16 protein-coding genes are annotated in these 20,633 nt (G+C 54.7%); all 16 read right to left on the reverse strand.

What is annotated here, in order from left to right:
- Nucleotides 1–57: 57 nt before the first annotated feature.
- On the reverse strand, nt 58–1,842 hold the full coding sequence (locus FHS90_RS04015; protein WP_182511927.1) for a hypothetical protein: 1,785 nt from the start codon (nt 1,840–1,842) through the stop codon (nt 58–60).
- On the reverse strand, nt 1,839–4,064 hold the full coding sequence (locus tag FHS90_RS04020; RefSeq protein WP_182511929.1) for a DUF4175 family protein: 2,226 nt from the start codon (nt 4,062–4,064) through the stop codon (nt 1,839–1,841). Before FHS90_RS04020 ends, FHS90_RS04015 begins: the two co-directional genes overlap by 4 nt.
- Nucleotides 4,065–4,476: 412 nt before the next feature.
- Entirely contained in the window at nt 4,477–4,995 is a 519-nt protein-coding gene (locus tag FHS90_RS04025) for a hypothetical protein (RefSeq protein ID WP_182511931.1), read from the reverse strand.
- Nucleotides 4,992–6,548 carry a BatA domain-containing protein gene (locus tag FHS90_RS04030; protein WP_182511933.1) on the reverse strand — a complete coding sequence of 519 codons (1,557 nt, stop codon included), beginning with the start codon at nt 6,546–6,548 and terminating at the stop codon, nt 4,992–4,994. The genes FHS90_RS04025 and FHS90_RS04030 overlap by 4 nt, the downstream gene beginning before the upstream one ends.
- A 267-nt stretch (nt 6,549–6,815) precedes the next feature.
- Nucleotides 6,816–7,268: an RNA methyltransferase gene (locus FHS90_RS04035; protein WP_182511935.1), complete on the reverse strand. Its 453-nt coding sequence runs from the start codon at nt 7,266–7,268 to the stop codon at nt 6,816–6,818.
- Between the two features lie 482 nt (nt 7,269–7,750).
- Nucleotides 7,751–8,635: a DUF58 domain-containing protein gene (locus FHS90_RS04040; RefSeq protein WP_182511937.1), complete on the reverse strand. Its 885-nt coding sequence runs from the start codon at nt 8,633–8,635 to the stop codon at nt 7,751–7,753.
- A gap of 188 nt (nt 8,636–8,823) precedes the next feature.
- Complete coding sequence (locus tag FHS90_RS04045; protein WP_182511939.1) at nt 8,824–9,201, reverse strand: endonuclease domain-containing protein; 378 nt, start codon at nt 9,199–9,201, stop codon at nt 8,824–8,826.
- Nucleotides 9,202–9,246: 45 nt separating this feature from the next.
- Nucleotides 9,247–10,242, reverse strand: a complete 996-nt coding sequence (locus FHS90_RS04050) for an AAA family ATPase (RefSeq protein WP_182511941.1) — start codon at nt 10,240–10,242, stop codon at nt 9,247–9,249.
- Between the two features lie 49 nt (nt 10,243–10,291).
- A complete protein-coding gene (locus FHS90_RS04055) occupies nt 10,292–10,792 on the reverse strand; it encodes a hypothetical protein (protein WP_182511943.1) in 501 nt (166 codons plus the stop codon).
- A gap of 92 nt (nt 10,793–10,884) precedes the next feature.
- Nucleotides 10,885–11,505: a DUF4159 domain-containing protein gene (locus tag FHS90_RS04060; protein WP_182511945.1), complete on the reverse strand. Its 621-nt coding sequence runs from the start codon at nt 11,503–11,505 to the stop codon at nt 10,885–10,887.
- A 252-nt stretch (nt 11,506–11,757) separates the two neighbouring features.
- The gene (locus tag FHS90_RS04065) at nt 11,758–13,074 is read right to left on the reverse strand and encodes a TldD/PmbA family protein (protein WP_182511947.1); all 1,317 of its coding nucleotides are present in this window, start codon (nt 13,072–13,074) and stop codon (nt 11,758–11,760) included.
- 39 nt (nt 13,075–13,113) lie between these two features.
- Nucleotides 13,114–13,521 carry a four helix bundle protein gene (locus FHS90_RS04070; RefSeq protein WP_123131783.1) on the reverse strand — a complete coding sequence of 136 codons (408 nt, stop codon included), beginning with the start codon at nt 13,519–13,521 and terminating at the stop codon, nt 13,114–13,116.
- 79 nt (nt 13,522–13,600) lie between these two features.
- Nucleotides 13,601–15,244: a TldD/PmbA family protein gene (locus FHS90_RS04075; RefSeq protein WP_182511949.1), complete on the reverse strand. Its 1,644-nt coding sequence runs from the start codon at nt 15,242–15,244 to the stop codon at nt 13,601–13,603.
- A 202-nt stretch (nt 15,245–15,446) separates the two neighbouring features.
- Nucleotides 15,447–16,379 (reverse strand): 1-phosphofructokinase family hexose kinase, encoded by a 933-nt coding sequence (locus FHS90_RS04080; RefSeq protein ID WP_182511951.1) that lies wholly within the window; start codon nt 16,377–16,379, stop codon nt 15,447–15,449.
- A gap of 131 nt (nt 16,380–16,510) precedes the next feature.
- Nucleotides 16,511–17,662, reverse strand: coding sequence for an N-acetylglucosamine-6-phosphate deacetylase (nagA, locus tag FHS90_RS04085; RefSeq protein WP_182511953.1), 1,152 nt, complete (start codon nt 17,660–17,662; stop codon nt 16,511–16,513).
- A 255-nt stretch (nt 17,663–17,917) separates the two neighbouring features.
- Nucleotides 17,918–20,362 carry a TonB-dependent receptor gene (locus tag FHS90_RS04090; protein WP_182511955.1) on the reverse strand — a complete coding sequence of 815 codons (2,445 nt, stop codon included), beginning with the start codon at nt 20,360–20,362 and terminating at the stop codon, nt 17,918–17,920.
- Nucleotides 20,363–20,633: the final 271 nt, after the last annotated feature.

The following is a 20,633-nucleotide window of genomic DNA, read 5'->3' on the forward strand; positions in this document are numbered from 1 at the left end:
GGACAATTTAGCCTTTAACGTGGCGGAATGCAAAATGATATAAGCCAAAGACAATAATCAGAATTTTTCCTCTAGCCATAGAAATCCCAGCATTCCTACTAAGGCTAACCATAGCGGCCACAGCAGAATCTCCACCTGGATTGGAATTGCTAGCATTGGTGCAGGGGCATCTGTTTTCTGTGCTATGGCAAGAAGTTGCCTGTGCCGGAACTGTATGTTCTGGCGTGCCCAGGTCGAAGCAGAATGGATAAACAATGGACGGATAGAGTCCTGACCTGGAGGGGAAATAAACCAGCCGCTTTGGTCAGGGAAGAACTGGTGCAGGAAGCTCCTGGGAGAACCAGAAGAGGCCGTTGAAATTACAGTACCCAGAGAGGGGGGGGAGCCTACCTGTAAAGAATGGACAGGAATGGCAGAGCTAAACAGAACTGCCTGCCCCACCCTTTGCGGGGAAAGGGAAGGGAAAGCGGGTGCAGGTACTCCTTCTTCAGGTTTCGCCAGGGCGTTCAACACCTGTGACCAGTATTGGCGGTACAAAGCATCTTTCCCTTCTAAAGCTAAGGAGAACGTTTGGGGCAGCAGGCTCACGCCCACATGGCCAAGCCCTTTTCGGCCGTAGGCCACCAGCACCTGCTGCAGGTGCTGCCCCCACGCCAGAGGCTTTTGCCCCTGGGATAGCTGCAAGACTGCCCCCGGCAACGGAAGAACCGCTTGGGCTGACGCGTTCCCCCGCCAGCGAACGGGTGCGTTTCTGGCCTGTTTTTCTGAAATCAGCCTAAAACCAGCCTCGGCGAAGAAAGGAATTGGTTTGGCGCTGTTTTGGGAAAAACAAGTCAGAATCCCGAGCCCCTGCTGCCGCACCGCCTGTTGCAGCGCCTGCTTCTCCTGCGCACTTAAACCTTGCAGTGTAGCCTCCTCCAGCAGCACCACGTCAAAGTTCTGGAGCAAAGCGGGCGTTAACCTGTTCAGCGACTGTTTGGAGAGATTAATAGTTTCAGTTTGGTAGATGTTCTGGCTCACCTCCTGCCGTACCGCCACGCCATGCCCCTGCTGCGCCAGTGCATTCTTCAGGAATTTTACCTCAAACGACGGTGCCGAGGACAGCAGCAGTACATTCAGCGGGCGCGGCTCTTCCACAAGAACGGGAATAGCCTCCCGGCGGAGCGAATCTTCTTCCTGCCACTGCAACTGGTACACAAACTGCCCGCTGGTTTTAGGCGTGAAGGCCAATTGAAACGCCTGCCCCGCTCCTTTCTTCACTTCAATGGAGTCACGGTTGCCGCCTGCCGCCTGTAAATAAAGGGTCACCGGTTTTTCTGGCGAAGTGAAGATTCCCTGCACCTGCACCGGCTCGCCTAACGTGATTTTCTTCGGCCAGGAGGCCGAAAGCACCCCCGCAGGCAACGGCGAAAGGTGCGGCACCAAGCGCAAAGAAGACAGACTCGCCAACTCTTCCTCCGCCAGACCGTGCCCCAGCACATGCAGCGTTTGCACAGCGGGTTGCTGTTGCTTAAAAGCGGCAAAGTCTGTGATAGGTTCAGCCTGAACGGCCTCTGTCTCAAAAGCGAAGACCTGAGGCTTGGGTTGCAGATGGTTCAACAGCGCTTGCAAGGTATCTGGGCTATAACCGTCTGTGAGCAGAATGGCTTCTGAGGCGCTGTAGGTACGGGTAATCTTAGGCGGTGAAGCCAACAGCGCCAGACATGCCACCGCTACCCAAGAAGCCACTAGCCGTCCCACCAGCCGCCTGCGGTCAGCGCGGCGCACGGCCAGCCACGTGAGCCACGCGCCCAGCAGGAGCGCCAAAGAAAGAACAAGCGGCAGCGGAAGGTTCACGGTCAATCTAAGCGGTTAAAATAGTCTTGGGCTAAATTTTTCTCAGTAGCAGGCGAAGTGCGTTTAGCGGCTCTTTTTTCAGAAACAGGCAAAAAACGGTGTAGCGCACTTTCCACGCGCAGGAGACAGTCTGCACAAACGGCCTGCTGCGCCCGAATATCCTGCACTATGTGACGTACTTTCTGCAAGGCTTTTAGGTACTGCCCAGGCTCGCGCACGGCGGCTTTGCCCAGCTCCTGCCCGGCCCGCTCCAGCAACGCAGCATCGTCTGCTTTCGGTTTGGTGCCTCGTTTCAAGCTCTCCACGCGTTGCAGCGCCGCCCGAACCACGGGATAAGAAGCCTCGGGCTTTTCTTCCCGACTGAGCGCCACGGTCTGCACTTTGCTCAGGTCGCCGGTGAGGCGCTTCTCGGGTTCTTTGAGCGGCGGCGGTTCAAACCCGCTTTTCTTCACGTACACCCGTGATTTCTGCTGCACGTCTTTAAGCATTCTGAGCGCCTTGTACTCAAACGGAAGGGCTTCTTTCGGCCGCGCCGTTCTCAGTCTTAGCTCAGCCTCCCACATTTGGGCCAGTGCGCCTTTGAGTTGGGCTTTGATGGCGGGCTCAAAGAAGGTGGCGGCTTCTTCCTGGTCATGCTTGTGCAGGTACGGGTCCAGCAGTTCGTTCATCTGGGTCTGGTGCTCACTCTCGCCTTTCTTAGGCGAATGGTCGTGGCCGTCATCTGCGCTGTGGCCTTCGGCTAAACCTTCCGGTAGGGCGGCTGCGCCGATGTTCGACTCAAATTCCTCGCCCAGGAACTTGCCGTAGCGCAGCCGGAGCAGTTTCTGGTCCACCCCGATGTTGTTGGACCGCTCCGCGAAAACAGGCTGGGTAAGGCTTTTCTGCTCCTGAATCAGTTTCTCGGTATCAATGATAATCTGCCGCTGGCTCCGGAAATACTCGGGATTAGGGGCCACACCCAGCGATAGCTCGTCCATGGTTTCCACAATGGTAGTGTCTTCAATCTCCACCAGAAACGCCTCGGTGCGGGTGTAGCCGCGGTGGTTGTCGTAGGCCTGCAGGTAGAAATAGAGCTCATCGCCGTAGGTCATGCCCAGTTGCTGCAGGTTCAGGGTCTGGTTCAGTTGCACCTGCCGCGGCTGCCCGTTGAACGACACCCGCAACGGAATGCGCTGCTCCCTGAACTTGACGGCCTCGCCCTCGCCTTTGGCCACCGTGGCTACCAAATCTGCCGTTTTGAGGCCGTAATCATCCTGCAAGGTGGCCTGCACCGTCACCCGCTGCGGCTCCCCAAAGAGAATCTCGGTGTACTGTGCTGGTTTCTTCACGGTGAGAACGGGTGCCTCGTCTGGAATGGCCTCTATGGAATAAAAATCAGAGTTCTGGCCGTTCACTTGGAGGTGGTACAGCGTGGACTGCGTTACGGTAATAGCGGCGGAGTACGTATGCGCCTGCCCCGCCACCGCCCTCAGCGGAACAGGTTTCTGGTTACCCAACACCAACTGCAATGATTTGACAGGTTGATTCGTCTGCAACGTCCATTCCACCTTTGCGCCCACTTCAGCCTTGAACGAGGGCGTGGTGACGGCATAGCGATCTTTGCGCGTATAGCCGGGCGGCGAAATGCGTACGTGCATCTGCTCTATGGCGGGTAAAATGGCCTTCAGCTGGGCCACGGGCGCATTGACATTGGTAGTAGTTTCTTCTGGCAACGGCTCCGCCGAGGGCTGTATAGTGACAAGCGCCGGCACAAACCAGATAATGACCGCTAGAATCAGCCCCGCCAAAAACATCAGCCAACCGTTTCGGAAGTTCACCTGAGAGGCTTCGGCGGTGGAAATCTGTGTGGCCGTTTCTGCCGTCCGTTTCCGCTGCAGGTTGGCCAGCAAACCCAATTCCGTTTCAGGCTGCAACAGCAGTTCCGCGCTTTCCTCCAGCTGCGGGTACTTCCGATTCAGGTGCTGGGCCACTTTCAGTAGGCTGGTTTTCTTGCGCACCTCCCGCCACCGCACCACCTGAAACCCGATGCTGAGCACAATTAAAATGCCCGCGCCTATGCTGGCTTCCCCGGTTCCATGCTGCCAACTTCTATACGCCCACATCGCCAAGGGCAGCCCCACCGCCACCGCCTGAAGCGCATACAGCCACGCCTTCTTCTGAAGGTACTGCGCCCGCACGTGTTGCAGGACCGTGGCAGTTGGGGCGGTATGGGAGGTGGGGTGGTTCAAGGGGTTATTAAGGTCTCTGTAAGTTACTTTTTATTAATTGACGTTACGCACTTTATCTGATCGTCCCCCTTTGAAGGCCCGGGATGACTACTCGTGCTGGGCCACTCATGCAGCGTTATCCATTCCCGAAATTCATCTTTTCATTCCTTTGCTTTAAGCTTATGGTTCTTCTCATAGCCTTGTCATCCCCCTACCCCCTTCAAAGGGGGACGATCAGATAACTCATAAAATCTTAAAAAGGTCTGCGTTCTATACCATCTAGTGTAACGTCAGTTATTAAGTTCTCTCTGCTTGTCATCTTGGAAAAGATCTTGTGGGCGAACGGTAATGGCAGTTATTCTAAGCTTTTCTAGTTCGCTCAAAAGATCCTTTCAGGATGACAAAAGGAGAATAGGTTAAATGACGTCATTGTTCAAAAGATATCCTTCCAATCTGACTTGTCATAGAGCAAAGCTAGAGAAAACTGGTGCCTTCCAACATGGTCAAAAGGTGATTTGTTGATAGAGATATTGTAGCCGTAGAAAATGCTTAATGAACCCAATAAGCTAAGCCCAAGTTTGGGGGTTATCACAATATCATCAACTTTTAAATTAGATTGATATTTCACCTCTAACCCGCCGATACCCATGCCGCTAATTGTTTCAGCTCCAACTTTAATACCGTAAACGCTACCTGTGCTAGAGGGCGCCCATTCCAGTGAAGAGTATAGTGCTGTAGAGCGAGGGATAACCATATCACCGCCTGACCAATGCTTCGCAACTCCCACTTCAGTAAAAAACGACTTTTGATATCCAAGTGCCACGCGGGGTTTGACTTTTTTAGTGTCCCACCATGTAGAAGTAGAAGCACTAGACGGCAATTGCTCCACTGTAGATTGACCAGATGCCTCAACAGTTAAAAACAAGATTAGGCACGTGAGGAGGTATTTCATATTGTGGCCTGTTTTGGTTTACTCCCCCTCCCCGCCAACCACCGCTCTACCGCCAACAGCAACGCCAGCAATCCCACCAGCCACGGTTTCAAATCCAGTACTTCTTCCGTTTTCGGGCTGTTTTCTGAAAAAGAGCCGCTAAACGCCCGTGGCTGTTCTAGCTCTTGGGGAAGAGTGCGGGTGTCATAGAACGTTTGCCAGGCGGTGTTCTCAGGAAAGAGCAGACGCAGGAGCAGTTCGGGGAACTGGCCATTATCGGGGAGGGCGCTCCAGGTGGGGTGGAAGCGGCTGTAGAAACGGTAATGCGTCTGGAGCGAATCTAGCTGCTGCGTGAGCATGGGGTGGCCGTAGCCGTCTTGCCACAGAACCTGGGCCGTGGGGTTTTCTGGGGCTTGGGTGCGCTGGTGCAAAGGCACGTGTGCTGCGAGGCCCGGTATCTGAAGCCAGCTTTCACTTTTCTGCACGCGGGCGGAGGCTGGGGCGTCTTGCAGCGTTTTTAGCCTGTTTTTGGGAAAACGGGCCAAAAACGGAGCCAGCGGTTCATCGGTGAACCAGAAAACCCAGTTGGGCGCGACGGTGGGCAGCGGCTGCGGCTCTCCGGAAACAGTCAACTCAAATGCGACACCGCGGTATTCTAGCGCCGTTTGCAGAGCCGCCCGCAGGTATTTGACATCGGCTTGCCGGGATTTAGCGTAGCGCACCAGCACACGCAAGGGTTCTTTGGCCAGCGGTATGGTGTTTCGGGCTCCGCCTTGCAGGGTGAGGGAATCCGCCTCGGCGTGCGCCGAAAATTTAACGGCAGGCAAGTCAGGCACCGAGAGGGTTTGGCCGGGCGCGGGTTTGGCTACCGTTCGTTCCAGAAACGTGACTTCCTGGGCATCGCTCCGCCCGAACTGCAACCGCAGCTGGCCTTTACTGGTGTAGTAAGCCTCTTGCAGCCAGACATTGGTTTGCGGCACGGGCACGGGAACCCATTTGAAGTTAGGGCGCAGCTGGGGGTACTTGCCGCGGTGGTGCCGCAGCAAGTCTGAGGTGAAAATCCAGGCGTGGGCGTGGGAAGGGAGGCTTCTGTTGAGTACCCGAAGCATGGCCCAGGCGTTGGTGGTATCTGCCACCAAAGAATCTGACTGGAATTTCTGGATTGAATTCTCCTGGTTCAGCGGCAACGCGGGGAAACCCGGCTGCAATGTGTGGATTTGCCAACCTTTTTGCGCCAGTGAATCTACGGTGGCGGCTACCAGAGGCAAGGCGTTGGCCTGGAACAGCGCAGGGTGCAGATAGGCGTGTTTCTCTGGGACGGCGGGCACTTGGCGCTTGAACTGCGGTTGGGCCAGAACCAGCGCCAGCAGCAGAAGCAGGAGGCACCGCAGGAGCAGGAGCCAGGGCTGGGTGAGGCGCAGACTGCTGAGCTTTCGGCTTTCTGAGGGTTGCAGCCACCGAATGCTGCCCACCTGCACGGTCTTGGGCTGCCGCTTGTTCCATAAATGAATGGCAATGGGCACCGCCACGCTGGCCATCGCCCATAACCAAACCGGATTGAGAAACTGGAACAAAGCTACTTTTTAGACACAAGACGTAAGACAAAAGACACAAGACGGGCCTGGTCTGGAAAAGGAAAGATAAACGGGATTGGGCAGAATTCCTACTGCTTGAGCGGTACTATTTGCCTCCAGTGATGAGATTTGCCGTCCATCTTAACCCACCCTACCTCTCCAAAGAGGGGACATTTACCTGCCACCTGTGCAGATCCTACCCTCCGTTGGTGGTGATAGCTGCCATCAGCCTCATTTCTACCTGAGTTCCTTCGGGACGAAGGCTTTTTACAGCTGTTTCACTAAGGCGCTTTTGAGGTGACGGTCATACAACACCACCGTTCCCGCCGAGGCCACGTTCAGAGACGTTTCGCCGGGCAGCTGTACCAGGTGGTGGCACTTGGCGAGGACGGTAGGCGGCAAACCGTGGTCTTCGGCGCCCAGCAGGTACACGCAGCGCTCTGGGTGTTGGAATTGCTCTACCGGCACGGCTTTTTCGTCCAGTTCCACGGCCACCAGTTGGCAGCTGTACGGCAAGTGCCGAAAGAAATCCTCAAAATCTGTATAATGGTACAGCGGAATCTCGGTCCAGCTCTTGTTGGTGTCGGTGCTCTGCTTCTTGTAGCGCTTGCCGATGGTGAAGATAAAGCTCGCGCCCAAAATAGCCGCCGACCGCCACAAGGTGCCCATGTTGGTCTCGTTCTTCGGCATAAAAATGCCTATGCCAAAGTAGCCTGTCATGTAATGAGTGAGTATGTGATGGAGTGAATGGGTGAATGTTGGGGTAAAGATAGGCAGCAAGATTTCTGTTTAGCGGCCCTTTTTCGGAAATGGTGCCAAAAACAGGAATTGGCGCAGACGCTCGCAGGTCCTCCGGACGCTACGAGGTCATTGGAGCAGGCGCTGTTGCCGGAGGTTTGATAAAATATTTTTATGCGCATTCCCGAGCAGTCCCCCTTTGAAGGGGGTAGGGGGATGATAAGGGCGGTTGAAGAACCTTCAGCTTAAAGTAAAAGAATAGATGATTCTCGGGAATGCGTAATTCTGCATGAGTGACTCAGCACGAGTAGTCATCCCCCTACCCCCTTCAAAGGGGGACGAAGGTGTACCTAGAAGAAGAAATTTCTGCCGAAGAAGCATCCGTTTTTGCCCTGTTTTTGGAAAAAGAGCCCCTAAACTGAATTCCACTCAGAACTTAGGACTCAAGACTCAGAACTCCTTCCTTATTGCCTGGCGCGGCTTTGCAGAAACGCTCTTAGCGCTTTGTCCAGCGGTTCATGCAGGTGGAAGCGCTCGTAATGTATTTGATTTTTGCGGGTGTCGGTTTCTAGGGTGCGGAGCCAGGTTTGCAGGTTCTGTAAATAAGCTTCACGATGAGTTTCTGCGTTCACCTGCACCGTTTGCCCGGTCTCCAAATCCTGAAAGCTGAGTTGACCTTGGTAAGAAAACTCCAGTTCGTTCTGACCCATGAGGTGGAACAGGAGCGTGTCTTTCTCGCGGGCCCCCAGCTTGCGCAGCGTTTCAGAAATCTCAGATGCCTGCTCGTACATATCAGTGATGAGGACGGTGATCTCCTTTTGCCGTTTTTTCGCGAAAACAGGCGCTAAACGGTCGGGGGCGGGGAAGGAGCCAGTAGGTTTCACGTGCTCCAGCTGATGGAAGAACCGTTGCAGGTGCTGGCTCGTTTGCTGCGGCGCTAGTTGTACCAGCTGGTTTTCCTGGAGCACGAACAATCCTACGGCATCGCCCTGTTGAGTGGCCAGGTAGGCCAGGGCTGCCACCAGAAAACGGGCATAGTCCAACTTGGTGAGAGTGCCGTCTTGGTGCGCCATAGAGCCGCTGGCATCTACCACAAACCGCACGGCCACACTGCTGTCCACCTCAGATTCCCTGATGTAGTACCGGTCTGACCGCGCGAACATCTTCCAGTCCAGCTGCCGCAGATCATCGCCGGGTTGATAGCTGCGGTACTGCGCGAACTCAATGCCCGCCCCCCGCCTAATGCTCTGGTTCTGCCCCAGCAAGAACCCATCTACCACCGCCTTGGCAATGAGGCGCAGGTCTTTGATCGCGGCAAACGTCTGTGGGTTGAGCAGGCGGTGGGGCATAGTTGGCTTAATTTAGGTACTTTTCCGTCCCCCTTTGAAGGGGGTAGGGGGATGACAAGGGCCGCTGAAGTTAGAACTGATTTATTCAATGCTGAAAAATAAATAATCCGCTTCGGGAATGCGGAGCTCGGCACGAGTAATCATCCCCCTACCCCCTTCAAAGGGGGACGGAATGCGTGCAGAAGCATTTACATTGAAGCGTTTCCTTTCTTCTCTGCTATCCAGGTTTCTAGAGTTCGTTGCACGTTGGGGAAGTCATGTATGACTTCTGCATCGGTAAACCGAAGGACAGTAAAGCCGAGGGCAGTTAGTTCTTTATCTCTTGCTGTGTCTTCGTCTGTTTTGAAGTTATGGGAATAACCATCCACTTCAATAATCAGCTTTAATTCTTTGCATAGGAAGTCTGCAATGTAATTGCCAATGGGGCGCTGCCGAAGAAAAGAAACGCCCATTTTTCCTTTACTCAGTAATTCGCACCACAACCTGATTTCGGCTTTGGTAGAATCTGCCCGATGCACTTTGGCGAGCGGCTTCAGGTGCTTGTTGTAGTGGTGGTTGTCAGGCATATAAACAAGGGTTCCCTTCTTTATGCGCTCTAACTGTTATTTGAACTACCGCAGTACTTCCCTGGGCAGCTCCACTCCTTTCAGCAGTTCCTCCACCACTTTGTCGGTGGTAATATGATCGGCCTCGGCGGTGAAGTTCACGAGTACACGGTGCCGTAACACAGGATAGGCCATCGTCTGCAAATCTGGTAACGTCACAGCAAAGCGGCCTTGCAGCAGGGCGCGCGCCTTGGCGGTGAGAATAAGCGCTTGCCCGGCGCGCGGACCGGCTCCCCACCGCACAAATTCCTGCACAAAGGGCACCGAGCTTTCGGCGGGGCGGGTAGCACGCACTATCCGGGCGGCGTAGGCTACTAATTCATCTGAAATACTTACTTCGCGCACCAGGCTTTGCAGGGCCAGAATTTCGTCGCCAGACAGAATGGGTTGAACGGCTTCGCGCTTGCCGCCGGTGGTACTTTTCAGGACGGAGATTTCCTCCAGTTCTGTGGGGTACTTGATTTTGATGTAGAGCAGGAAGCGGTCTAACTGCGCCTCGGGCAAGGGATAGGTGCCGCTTTGCTCAATGGGGTTCTGGGTGGCGAGCAGAAAGAACGGGCGCGGTAGCGGGTACGTTTTGCCTGCGTAGGTCACCTCAAACTCCTGCATTGCCTCCAGCAGCGCCGCCTGGGTTTTGGGCGGCGTCCGGTTAATCTCATCTGCCAGCACGATGCTGGCGAAGATGGGGCCTTCGTTGAACTGGAAGAACCGCTTGCCGGTAGTGTGGTCCTCTTCTAAGACTTCGGTGCCCAGAATGTCGGTGGGCATGAGGTCCGGGGTGAACTGAATGCGGCGGAACGGCAAATCCACGGCGCTGGCCAGGGTGCGCACCAACAGCGTTTTCGCCAGACCGGGTACGCCTTCCAGCAAGCCGTGGCCGCCCGCCAGCAGCGTAATGAGCACTTCGTCCAGTACTTCCTGCTGACCGACAATGATTTTACTTATTTCCTGCCGTAGGGCGGGGAGTTTGTTTAAAAGCTGGGTTACTTCTTGGGTGGTCACTATGTCAGATTGTGAAATTAAGCTACTGATAAACCGAATAAATTTAATTTTAACCTTTTGCAATAAGTGCTTGTAATTCAGTAAAGAGCATTGCTTTAGGTTTTTTTGACTGTTCTTTAATTAATCCTTTCACTGTTTTATCAGTTGGGTTGTAATTAATCCAGTACTCTCCACAAATTGAAATATAATAGTCCTCTCCTTGCTCACTATTTCCCTTGTATAGGCCAACAACATAGTATTGATCCTTTTTTAGAACATCAATATAAGGTCTGCATAGTATGCCATTATCTCCTGATATTTTTACTTCTTTCCTCTCTTCTTTGCCTTTTAGGAGTTGGATAACTTCTACTCTGGTAGATAGGGACTGTTTTTTTGATTCTGGACTTGCCGCTGATAAAATAAAGAAGTCTTGGTATTCTTGGACTTTCACCAAAGCAATAATATCCGCTTTTTTTGTGGCTCTTATAAAGTTAGCCGCAGTTCCACAGGAACATGAGAAAGCCGGTGTCCATAAAATAACGCATGTAACCAGGAGTAGGTATTTTTTCATTGGTCAAGAATCTTTGATAGCTAGGCAATAATTGTTTCTGAAATGACTTGCCGTTTTTGGCTTATTTTAGGAAAAACAGGCTCTAAACGGAATTAACTGGTGAGCGCATACATCAGGATATTCACCCCGAACTTTGTATTGTCCTCGGCCAGCCAACGCTTGTTCCTGAAATCATAATCCCACTCGCAGCCGTAGTCTTTGTTGCTATACAACACGGCAATGCGGCCGTTTACTTCATAGGCTTTGAGGTAATCATGTACCAGGTCATCGCCCCAGCCGTTGAGCTCAAAAGACGTGGTGGGCGGACCTTCCTCAAACTTAAAAAAGGAGCGGTACAGGGCGTGGGTATTGGGAATCTTCTTCAACGCTTTCGGCCCGAAGCAGACGCGCATCTGTTCCTCAAAGGACCGCGCGAAGAGACCGTCAATGTCATGGTTGCAATCGTCCACAAACACGAAGCCGCCGTTCTGCACATACTTCTCAAAATTGATCCGCTCCTTGGCGTTGAACTGCACCAGTTTGTGGCCACTCAGGTAGCAGAAGGGATATTTAAAGAGTTCGGTACTTTCCAGATTGATAATCTTCTCCTGCTCCACCACGGGCACGGTGGTATATTCCACCAGCGAGTGCAGCAGGTTAGAAGGCATGCGCTGGTCAGTGTCCCAGTTGCCGGAGCGGTATTGCAGGCGGGCGAAAGTGAAAGGCGTGGGCATTGAACTAAGCACTTCTAACGCTATTTGTCATTCTGGAAGAATCTTGTGGGCGAGCGGTAGTAGCGTTTACTAAGCGCTTTTCTAGTTGGCCCACAAGATTCTTCCAGAATGACAAAAGAGGGAGTTAACCTGAAAGGTGTACGCTAATTTAGTCTTGCATTAAACAACTTAACTTCGTTTTTGGCCTACTTTCCAGAAAACACGCCAAAAACAGAAAGCCCCTCTCCGTGGGAGAGGGGTTGGGGTGAGGTCTTATACCGCGTCAGACAAGCTGGTGAAGGTGAAGTCTCTGATCTTCATGGGGGGCACCAGGTTGCCGCCAATGCGCTGCGGCTTGCCCAGGGCCTCCAGGTTGTTGAGCATGATCACCGGGCTCTCGTTGAAGCGGAAGTTCTTCACAGGGTGCTTGATCTTGCCGTTCTCAATATAGAAGGTTCCGTCGCGGGTGAGGCCGGTGTAGAGCAGGGTCTGCGGATCAACGGCTCTGATGTACCACAGGCGCGTCACCAGAATGCCTTTTTGGGTGCCTTTGATGAGGTCTTCCAGACTTTGGTTGCCACCGGCCATAATGAAACCGCCCGGCGAAGGCAAACCTTTCACGCCTTTTTTCTCGGCCCAGAAGCGGGAATACGGAATATTCTTGATCACGCCTTTGTCAATCCAGGTCACTTTCTCGTGGGCACGACCGTCACCGGACCAGGTAGAGGAAGGAACTTCTGGGTTGGTGGGGTCAGAGGTGATGTTCACGCGGTCATCAAACATTTTCTCGCCCAGCTTGATTTTGCCGCCGGGTTTGCTCAGGAAGCTTCGGCCTTCTTCCGCAGAGCGGGCGTCCATGCTCCGGAACATGTTCTGCAATAAATCTACGGCGGCGGTGGGCTCCAGAATGACCGTGTATTTGCCAGGTTCCACGGCTTTGGCGTTCACAGAGGTCAAGGCTTTCTGGGCGGCGATCTCAGAGGCGGCGCCAGTGTCCAGTTTTGAAACATCGCTCACGTCACGGGTCACGTAACCAGAACCGGTGCCGTCTGCCGTACGCATGGTCACGGAGAAATCTACGCCCGAGCTTTGGTTGTAGGCGAACAGACCTTTAGAGTTCATCTTGGCGCTGAACCCACTGCGGTCTTCCCAGAAGCCGGCGGCGGTCAGTTTCTTGCTGTCGGCGAGCTGCATGCTTTTGGCGGCGGCGTTGGCCCGGTATTCCGGGTCAATGTCATGCGTGGATTTAAACCAGGCGTTGCTGGGCAGGTAGTTCTGCGGTCCCAGCATGGGCACGTACTCCGGGCTTTCCGGGGCAATGCGGGCCACCTCTTCGGCGCGGCGCACTACTTTCTCTAAAGAGGCATCATCAAACTCGTTGATGGTGGCTACGCCAGAGCGCTTGCCAAAGCGGGCTTCCACGGCCAGCGACATGTTTTCTTCCTCACCGCTGGTGGAAACGGTGCTGCGGGCGTAGCGGATGTTGCCGCCCTTGTAGCCGCTGAGGTTTACCTCACACTCATCGGCTTTGGAGTAGCTCAGGGCTTTTTTGAGGAGCGCCTGGGCTTGATCTTTTGATAATATTGCCATTGTTGGGATACGTCTGATGTTGGTTGAAACTGATTGGTATTAGTCCTGAGTCTTGAGTTCTGAGTCCTGAGTGGGTGGTGTAATTTCCTTCTTTTCGTTCTTCTTTGAAGTGAGAATAATGCTCTTCAGGATTTTAATGAGTTCTTGGCAGTCATTGTGCACGCTGTCAAAAGATGTAACAGATATAATCTCTGAGTCTTTCAAAAGTCTGAGCCAGTAGCTGGTTTCACGGGCTTCTTTGAGAGCGATAGTCAGTTTATTTCTGAAATCAGCCCCAGAGGGACTACCCAATGCTTCCTCCACATTGGCTCCAATAGAGGTGCCGCTGCGCAAGACTTGCTTGGTCAAAACATAAAACTCCCGCTGTTCTTTCTGCAGATGCTTATACAACTTAATCATCCGCAAAGCGAAACTATAAGACTTAGCAGCAATGATACTTTCAGCCATAAATGTGCTTCTTTCTACACTTTCAACTCAGGACTCAAGACTCAGAACTCAGGACTGATCAATACAGGAAGGAAAATCGCTAGATTTTTCTTCCTGTATTGATCACGTTCACGCCGTTGAAGCGGGTGTGGGCAGAGCCGTGCGAAACAGCACTCACCTGGCTAGGCTGGCCTTTGCCGTCAAAGAACGACCCGAACAGGCGGTAATCGCTCTCGTCACAGACGGCGGCGCAGGAGTTCCAGAATTCCTGGGTGTTGCTCTGGTAGGCCACGTCTTCTAATGGACCCACAATTTTGCCGTCTTTGATCTCGTAGAACAGCTGGCCCCCGAACTGGAAGTTGTAGCGCTGCTGGTCAATGGAGTAAGAGCCGCGTCCCGCGATGTAAATGCCGCGTTTCACGTCTTTGATCATCTCATCCACGCTCAGTTTCTGCTTGCCCGGCGCCAAAGACACGTTGGGCATGCGCTGGAACTGCACGGAGCTCCAGTTGTCGGCGTACGAGCAGCCGTGCGATTCTTTCTCCCCAATGATGTGGGCCTGGTCACGGGTGGCCTGGTAGTTCACCAATGTTCCATCTTTGATGAGGTCCCAGCGCTTGGTTTTCACGCCTTCATCGTCATAACCTACCGCGCCCAGAGAACCAGGTTGGGTTTTGTCGGCGAAGATGGTGACGTGCTTGCTGCCGTACGGGAAATTCTTGGTTTTCCACTTGTCCAGGGTGGCGAAGGAGGTTCCGGCGTAGTTGGCTTCGTAGCCCAGCACGCGGTCCAGCTCCAGCGGGTGACCCACGCTTTCGTGGATGGTCAGGCCCAGGTGGTTAGGGTCCAGTACCAGGTCATATTTACCCGCCATTACCGACTTAGCAGTGAGTTTCTCGCGGGCTTGTTTGGCGGCTAAACCGGCGTCTGCCACAATATCATAGTACTTGTCATAGCCAATCAGGCCGGTGCCTTCGGGGCCTTTCATGGTGGGCGCTTTCACGGTGAGGTACTCAAAGCCCATGCCCATGGGCGCGCTCAGGGCCTCACGGGTTTTAAATTTGCCAGAGGCTTTGTCTACGGCGGTTACAGTGAAGTTAGGCCAGATGCGGTGAATGTCCTGGTCAATGTAAGAACCGTCTGTAGACGCGAAATACTTCTGCTCATTGATCTGGAACAGCGCCGAGTTTACGAAGTTGGCGCCACCGGCCAGCGCAGCCGCGTTGGCCGCTAAAAGCAAATCTGCTTTCTCAGAAACCGGTACCGCGAAGGCGTTTTTCTGGATAGGCGTTTTCCAGCTCACCTCGCCGTAGCCTTGCTGCGGGGCCAGTTGCACCGGCTCCTTCTGCAATTTAGAATTCGCCTTGGCGATGGCCACAGCCTGCTCGGCGGCTTTGGCAATGCCTTTATCGCTCACGTCTGAGGTGGCGGCAAAGCCCCAGGTGCCGTTGGCAATCACACGCACGCCCACGCCGTAAGACTCGGTGGTACTAATGCCTTGCACCTGCTTTTCACGGGTGAACATGTTCTGGGCCAGGTACCGGCCAATGCGCACATCGGCGTACGTGGCACCTTTACTTTTGGCGGAATTGAGAGCCACGTCTGCCAGGCGTTTGTGCAGGGCTACGTCTACCGGCTCCAGGGCGCGCGCGGGGTCAATCTCGTGACCGAACGTGGGGATGCCAGAAAGCATTAGCCCTCCTACGCCCATGGCGGTCAATCCAATAAAATCTCTTCGTTTCAAGGTTTGTTTGGTTAGTGGAGTATCAGGTGGTGTGGCAAGAAAGGTTTGCCACATTAAGTTTAATGCATGTTAGGCAGGAATGCAAGAATCAACTAGATTCTCTTGGGGAGGGAAAGGGGGGGGGAGTCTGTTTTCGGGCTATTTTTCCAAAAACAGCCCGAAAACAGAAAATCAAAGAATGCTTCTGAGGAAAGATGACAAACTAGCTTCGGGCTTTCAGCCAGGCATAGATTTCCTCTACATCTGGTTTGCGGCAGAGTTCAGAGCCCGGGGTCATGGTGGTGGCGGTGCCCGTGGCCACGCCGTACCGGATGACCTCTGGCCACGCCCAGCCTTCTGAGAGCTTCAGGACCATACCGCCTACCATGCTGTCGCCGGCGCCCACGGCACTTTGCAGCTTCACGGTGGGCGGCGTCACATATTCAAACCCGTCTTTGGTGGCCAGCATGGCACCGCGGGCACCCAAAGAAACCACCAGCACCTGGCTTTTGCCCTCTGCCAGCACCTGCTGGGCCAGTTCTTCCTGTTCTTTGGCGGTGATATGTTCTTTGCCGGCCAGGGCGGCCAGTTCGTTCAGGTTGGGTTTGAGCAGGTAGATACCCGCCCCGGCGGCTTTGATTAACGCGGCTCCCGAAGTGTCTACTACCAGTTTGAAGCCTTTTTTCACGGCTACCTCGGCCAGCTGGGCGTAAAAATCATCAGGCACGCCGGGCGAAAGGCTGCCGCTGGCCACCACAAACTGGGGCACGTCTTCCAGTTCCTCCAAGGCCTGTAACAATTGTTTCCACTCGTGCTCGGCAATCTCCGGGCCGGGCATGCCAAAACGGTATTCCTGCCCCGAGGAGGTTTCATACACGGCAAAATTCTCGCGGGTGGCTTCGGCGCAGCCGAAGGCTCTGAAAGAAACACCTTCGGCCTGCAGCAACTCGCCCAGCTTCTCGCCGGTGGCACCCCCAGATAAGAACCACGCGCAGGACTCGCCGCCCAGTTTTTTAATGGCGCGGGAGACGTTGATGCCGCCGCCGCCCGGTTCAAAGACGGGTTTCTCGCAACGCAGCTTTTTCTCTGGGGCCACCGCCTCTACGCGGGTGCTTTTGTCAACGGCGGGGTTCAGGGTGATGGTGATGATGTTCATAGGGTGGTTTTCAGTAAAGGCTTTACATTTCTTTTACACCAAGGCTGGTTTCCCAGTCCTCGTCTTTCAAGAACGAAGAAGTTTCCGTTTTTGGCTTAGTTTTCCCAAAAGAGGTCCAAAACGGGTGCGACTTATCTGGGAGTCAGCGGTACCGGCTGCCCGTCTACCCACACCTGCTGCAGTTCCAGTTCCTGGTTCAGGACTACCATGTTGGCCGCGGCCCCTGCCACCAACTGCCCTACCTGGTGCTCCATGTGTAGAACCTGGGCGGGGTAAAGTGTGGCCATGCGCAGCGTTTCATCCAGCTCCAGCCCAACCATGTTCACGGTGTTCTGCACGGCTTGGAGCATGGTGAGGGCAGAACCGGCCAGGCGGCCGTCTTCGGTTTCACAGCGGCCGTTGCGGTAGTAGGCCTTGAAATTCCCGAACTCTGAGTATTCAATATCTGAGTTCACACAGGCGGCGCAGTCTGAGACCAGCAGCAGTTTCTCGCCCAGCATCTTCTTGGCCAGCCGCACGGCGTAGGGGTGGCAATGTTCGCCGTCTACAATAATGCCCGTCCAGGCCTGGCCGTAATCTAAGGCAGCGGCAGCTAAGCCGGGGCTTTTGGTGTCTAGGCCAGACATGGCGTTGTAGAGGTGGGTGACGGCGGTGACCCCGTTCCGGAAGAAATGCATGGCCTGGTCATAGGTGGCCAGGCTGTGCCCGGCGGATAAAACTATTCCGCTGTCTGCGAGCCGCTGCAACACGCTTTCCTCGGCGCATTCCGGGGCCAGGGTCAGGTATTTGATCACCTGTTTGCCTGCCTCCAGAAGCACATCCAGCTCCTCATGGGTGGCGTTCCGGATACAGGCCACGTCATGCGCGCCAGGCTTCTCCGGATGGAAGAAAGGCCCCTCCAGGTGCATGCCCAGAAACGTGCTGGGGTATTGCTGCATGGCTGCCCGTACCGCTTCAATGGTTTCCAGAATCCGGTCCTGAAACGCGGAGATGACCGTGGGCAGAAAACTGGTGGTGCCGTACTGCAGGTGCGCGTCTCTGATGGAGTTCAGGCTGTCTGGCGTGGGGAACTGGGTGAAATAAATGCCGTTGCCGCCGTTCACCTGCAGGTCTACAAAGCCGGGGCAGATGAGGCCGCCCTGCGCGTCTAGGCGCGTGGTGTCTGCCGGAATTTCATCGGTCTGCACCACGCCAATGATTTTGTCCTGTTCAAACAAGACTGCATAGCCTTGGGCGGTGGTGTAGCCAGAGTAGATGGTGCCGTTGGTGAGCGCGTACCGCATGAGGGGAAGTGTTTTTGTTTTAGGCCCAATTTGCGGAAAAGAGGCCAGAAACGGCAAGGGAATTTCTGTTTTCGGGCTGTTTTTCTGAAAACAGGCCTAAAACAGACGCACGGCTCCAACCGGAAACCGTGCGCTGTCCCAAACAAAACTACATTTTCTCCCTGAGCTAGTGTGTACAGGGCCATGGAGATGGCAGGCTCTTTAGGAAATTTATTCTGAGCCCGCATTCACTCATGCTCTCTCTTCCTCATTGCACTACTCGCCCTGTTTCAGATCATCGTTCCTGATGGTTTTCTTCTTGCGCGGGGCCTTCTTCGCATCTGCCTGGCCAAATTTGTAGTCAAAACTCAGGCGCACGGCGCGGTTGTAGTTCAGGTTCTCATTTCTCTGGGTAAAAGCGGCGGTTTCTAACGCATAGCCGGAGTTGATGTAGGCGGTAAACGGGTTGTTCAGGCCCAGCGTCACGCTGCCTTTCTTCTGGAACAGCTCCTTTTTCACCGCCAGGCTGTGGTAGCCTGTGGCATAGGCGTGGCCCTGCAGGGTAACCCTGGCCGAATTGAAGCCCCCGGAGAACTGGCTGCTCCAGCCTTTTCCCAGGTCATAGCCGGTGCTGAGGGTAAGGTTGTACTGCCAGCCGTTGTTCCTGTAGCCTTCCCCCTGCAGTTGGTTGAAATACACATTGGCGCTGCCGCTAAGGTTCCAGGCGGGCACCGGTTTGGTAGAGCCGGCCACATTTAGGCCGTAGCTCAGGAGTCTGCCCGCGTTCCCATAGGTGTTCTGCGCCACGCCCTCTTCAATGGCCGGCGTGACCGGCTGTATGGCGTTGTCTACCTGGCGCAGGTACACACTGGTGGTTACCGAACTGGTCTTGAAGAAGGTGCTGTAGCCTGCTTCATAGAGGTGGGTGAGCTCTGGCTCCAGTTCAGGGTTCCCGAAGAAGATGCTCTTGGGGTCGCGGCTGTCCCGGTACGGGTTCAGCAGGAAAATGTGGGGCCGCTGTATGCGTTGCGTGTAGCTGAGTTTCACCGTCTGGTTTTCTTTTACGGTGCGGGAGAGGGTCACGCTGGGAATCATGTTCTGGTAGGTTTCCTCTAAAAAGGTGCCCGTGCTGGAAAAGTCGCCGTTGAGGCGGGTGCGCTCATACCGGAGCCCCGCTTTCAGGTGGTTCTTCTTGCCCAGCGCAAAGGCCAGGGTTGCATACCCCGCCAGCACGTGCTGCCGGTACTCAAAAATGTTGTCTTCTGGCGCGGCGCGGTTCTCCAGCGGGAACCTGATGTCATACTGCGCGTTGCTTTCCGCCCGGCGGATGATGGTTTTTGCGCCCACCTCCAGGGTTGTTTTAGGCGAAAACGGGTGCGTGTAATCTGCCTGCAGGGTGGTTTCATGGTTCAGGCTGGCGTTGGTGTTGTGCTGCTGGTAGAACAGCTGGTCACGGGCATTGAGCTGCTCCTGCCGCACCAGGTTGTCTAAGTCAAACCGGCTGAGCTGCCCCAGCAGGGTGAATTCATGCCGCGGGCTGAAAATGTGCGTGTACTCCAGGTTGGCATCTGTGCTGAAGGGGACAAACTCAAAGGCGCTGGTGTGGGAAATACGGTGCAGGGGCGCCGGTTCCGGGGAAAGCGTTTCCTGCTGCCCGTTGCCCTGGTAGCGGCCCAGATTGAGCTGAAACCCCGCGGCTAGAAAGTTCATAGAGTCCAGTTCATACTCCAGGCCCAGCTGCGCCGAACCGCCCCCGCCGTACACTTTCCCGTCGCCGGTCTGGGTGGTGAGGCGCTCAACGCCTTCTGTTCTCTCAGCACGGTACATGCCGTACCCCCTGGGCACCGCATAATGGAACGTGTTCAGGTTCACGTTGATGCCCAGTTGGCGGCGGCGCAGGCTGGTGTTGCTGAAAAGGCTGTTGTTCTGGGTGCCGGCCGTGAATCCCGCGCTCCCGCTCACGCCCTGCCGGTGGTTCTTCTTGGTGATGATGTTGATAATGCCCGCCGTGCCCTCCGCGTCATATTTGGCCGATGGCGTGGTCATGACCTCTACGCTCTTGATCTGGTCAGACGGAATCTGCTTGAGCGCATCTGCCAGGTTGGTGGCCAGAATGGTAGACGCCTTGCCGTTGAGGAGCACCCGCACATTGGAGCTTCCGCGCAGCTGCACGTTCCCGTCCCCGTCTACCGAGAGCGACGGCACTTTCTGGAGCACGTCTGCCGCATTGCCGCCCGTGTTGGTGAGGTCCTGGTCTGCGTTGTACACCAGCCGGTCGCCTTTGTCTTCTATGAGCGGTTTCTGCCCCACCACCGTCACCTCCTGCAGTTGGTTCACCGCGGGGGTCAGCTGTATTTCCCCCAGGTGCAGGGTTGGGTTCTGCGCCGTGACAGGTACGCTCTGCACCGTTTTGGCCGCATACCCAAGCAAGCTGCACATGACCGTGTATTCTCCTGCGGCCACTCCGGAGAAGTTGAACTGCCCCTGCCCGTCTGTGCGGGTGCCGTCTACGGTTTGGGTGGTGTTTTTCTTCATCAGCGCCACCGTGGCATAGGCCACCGGCTTGCCGCTGATGGAATCTTTGACCAGGCCAGAGATTTTCCCTTCGCCCTTGGCGGAAAGGGAATTTGACGGTGGTGCCTGGGCTTGGGCGAGGCTTGCCACCAAAACCGAAAGGCAAAGGCATAGCAGACCCGGCAAAAAGAGGGATCTTTTTTTCATAGTTCCAGCGGAATAAGGTTTTTAGGGGATAGGGTGGGGGCTCTGAGAGGCGGTGCGTTTTGGCGCTGTTTTCTGAAAAACAGGTCAAAAACAGGTTTTTCTATTTTCTCCCCTCTGGCAGGAGACACCGGTAAGCCAGAGGGCACATGTGTAAAATGGGAAGGAAGACCTTTCTGGCTGCGTTTCCACGTGGATCATTGGGAGCCAGCCCTGGCGGGCGGGAAGTCTGCGGGCGGGGTAAAGGGCAGTTTTCTATTTTGGGGCTGTTTTT

The organism is Rufibacter ruber (assembly GCF_014138425.1).
GTDB classification, from domain to species: Bacteria; Bacteroidota; Bacteroidia; order Cytophagales; family Hymenobacteraceae; genus Nibribacter; species Nibribacter ruber_C.

Excerpts from the sequence above, each read along its gene's own strand:
- FHS90_RS04040 (WP_182511937.1), bottom strand. The coding sequence starts at position 8,635 with ATGCCCCACCGCCTGCTCAACCCACAGACGTTTGCCGCGATCAAAGAC.
- FHS90_RS04045 (WP_182511939.1), bottom strand. The coding sequence starts at position 9,201 with ATGCCTGACAACCACCACTACAACAAGCACCTGAAGCCGCTCGCCAAA.
- FHS90_RS04055 (WP_182511943.1), bottom strand. The coding sequence starts at position 10,792 with ATGAAAAAATACCTACTCCTGGTTACATGCGTTATTTTATGGACACCG.
- FHS90_RS04060 (WP_182511945.1), bottom strand. The coding sequence starts at position 11,505 with ATGCCCACGCCTTTCACTTTCGCCCGCCTGCAATACCGCTCCGGCAAC.
- FHS90_RS04070 (WP_123131783.1), bottom strand. The coding sequence starts at position 13,521 with ATGGCTGAAAGTATCATTGCTGCTAAGTCTTATAGTTTCGCTTTGCGG.
- nagA (WP_182511953.1), bottom strand. The coding sequence starts at position 17,662 with ATGCGGTACGCGCTCACCAACGGCACCATCTACTCTGGCTACACCACC.
- FHS90_RS04080 (WP_182511951.1), bottom strand. The coding sequence starts at position 16,379 with ATGAACATCATCACCATCACCCTGAACCCCGCCGTTGACAAAAGCACC.
- FHS90_RS04025 (WP_182511931.1), bottom strand. The coding sequence starts at position 4,995 with ATGAAATACCTCCTCACGTGCCTAATCTTGTTTTTAACTGTTGAGGCA.
- FHS90_RS04065 (WP_182511947.1), bottom strand. The coding sequence starts at position 13,074 with ATGGCAATATTATCAAAAGATCAAGCCCAGGCGCTCCTCAAAAAAGCC.
- FHS90_RS04090 (WP_182511955.1), bottom strand. The coding sequence starts at position 20,362 with ATGAAAAAAAGATCCCTCTTTTTGCCGGGTCTGCTATGCCTTTGCCTT.
- FHS90_RS04035 (WP_182511935.1), bottom strand. The coding sequence starts at position 7,268 with ATGACAGGCTACTTTGGCATAGGCATTTTTATGCCGAAGAACGAGACC.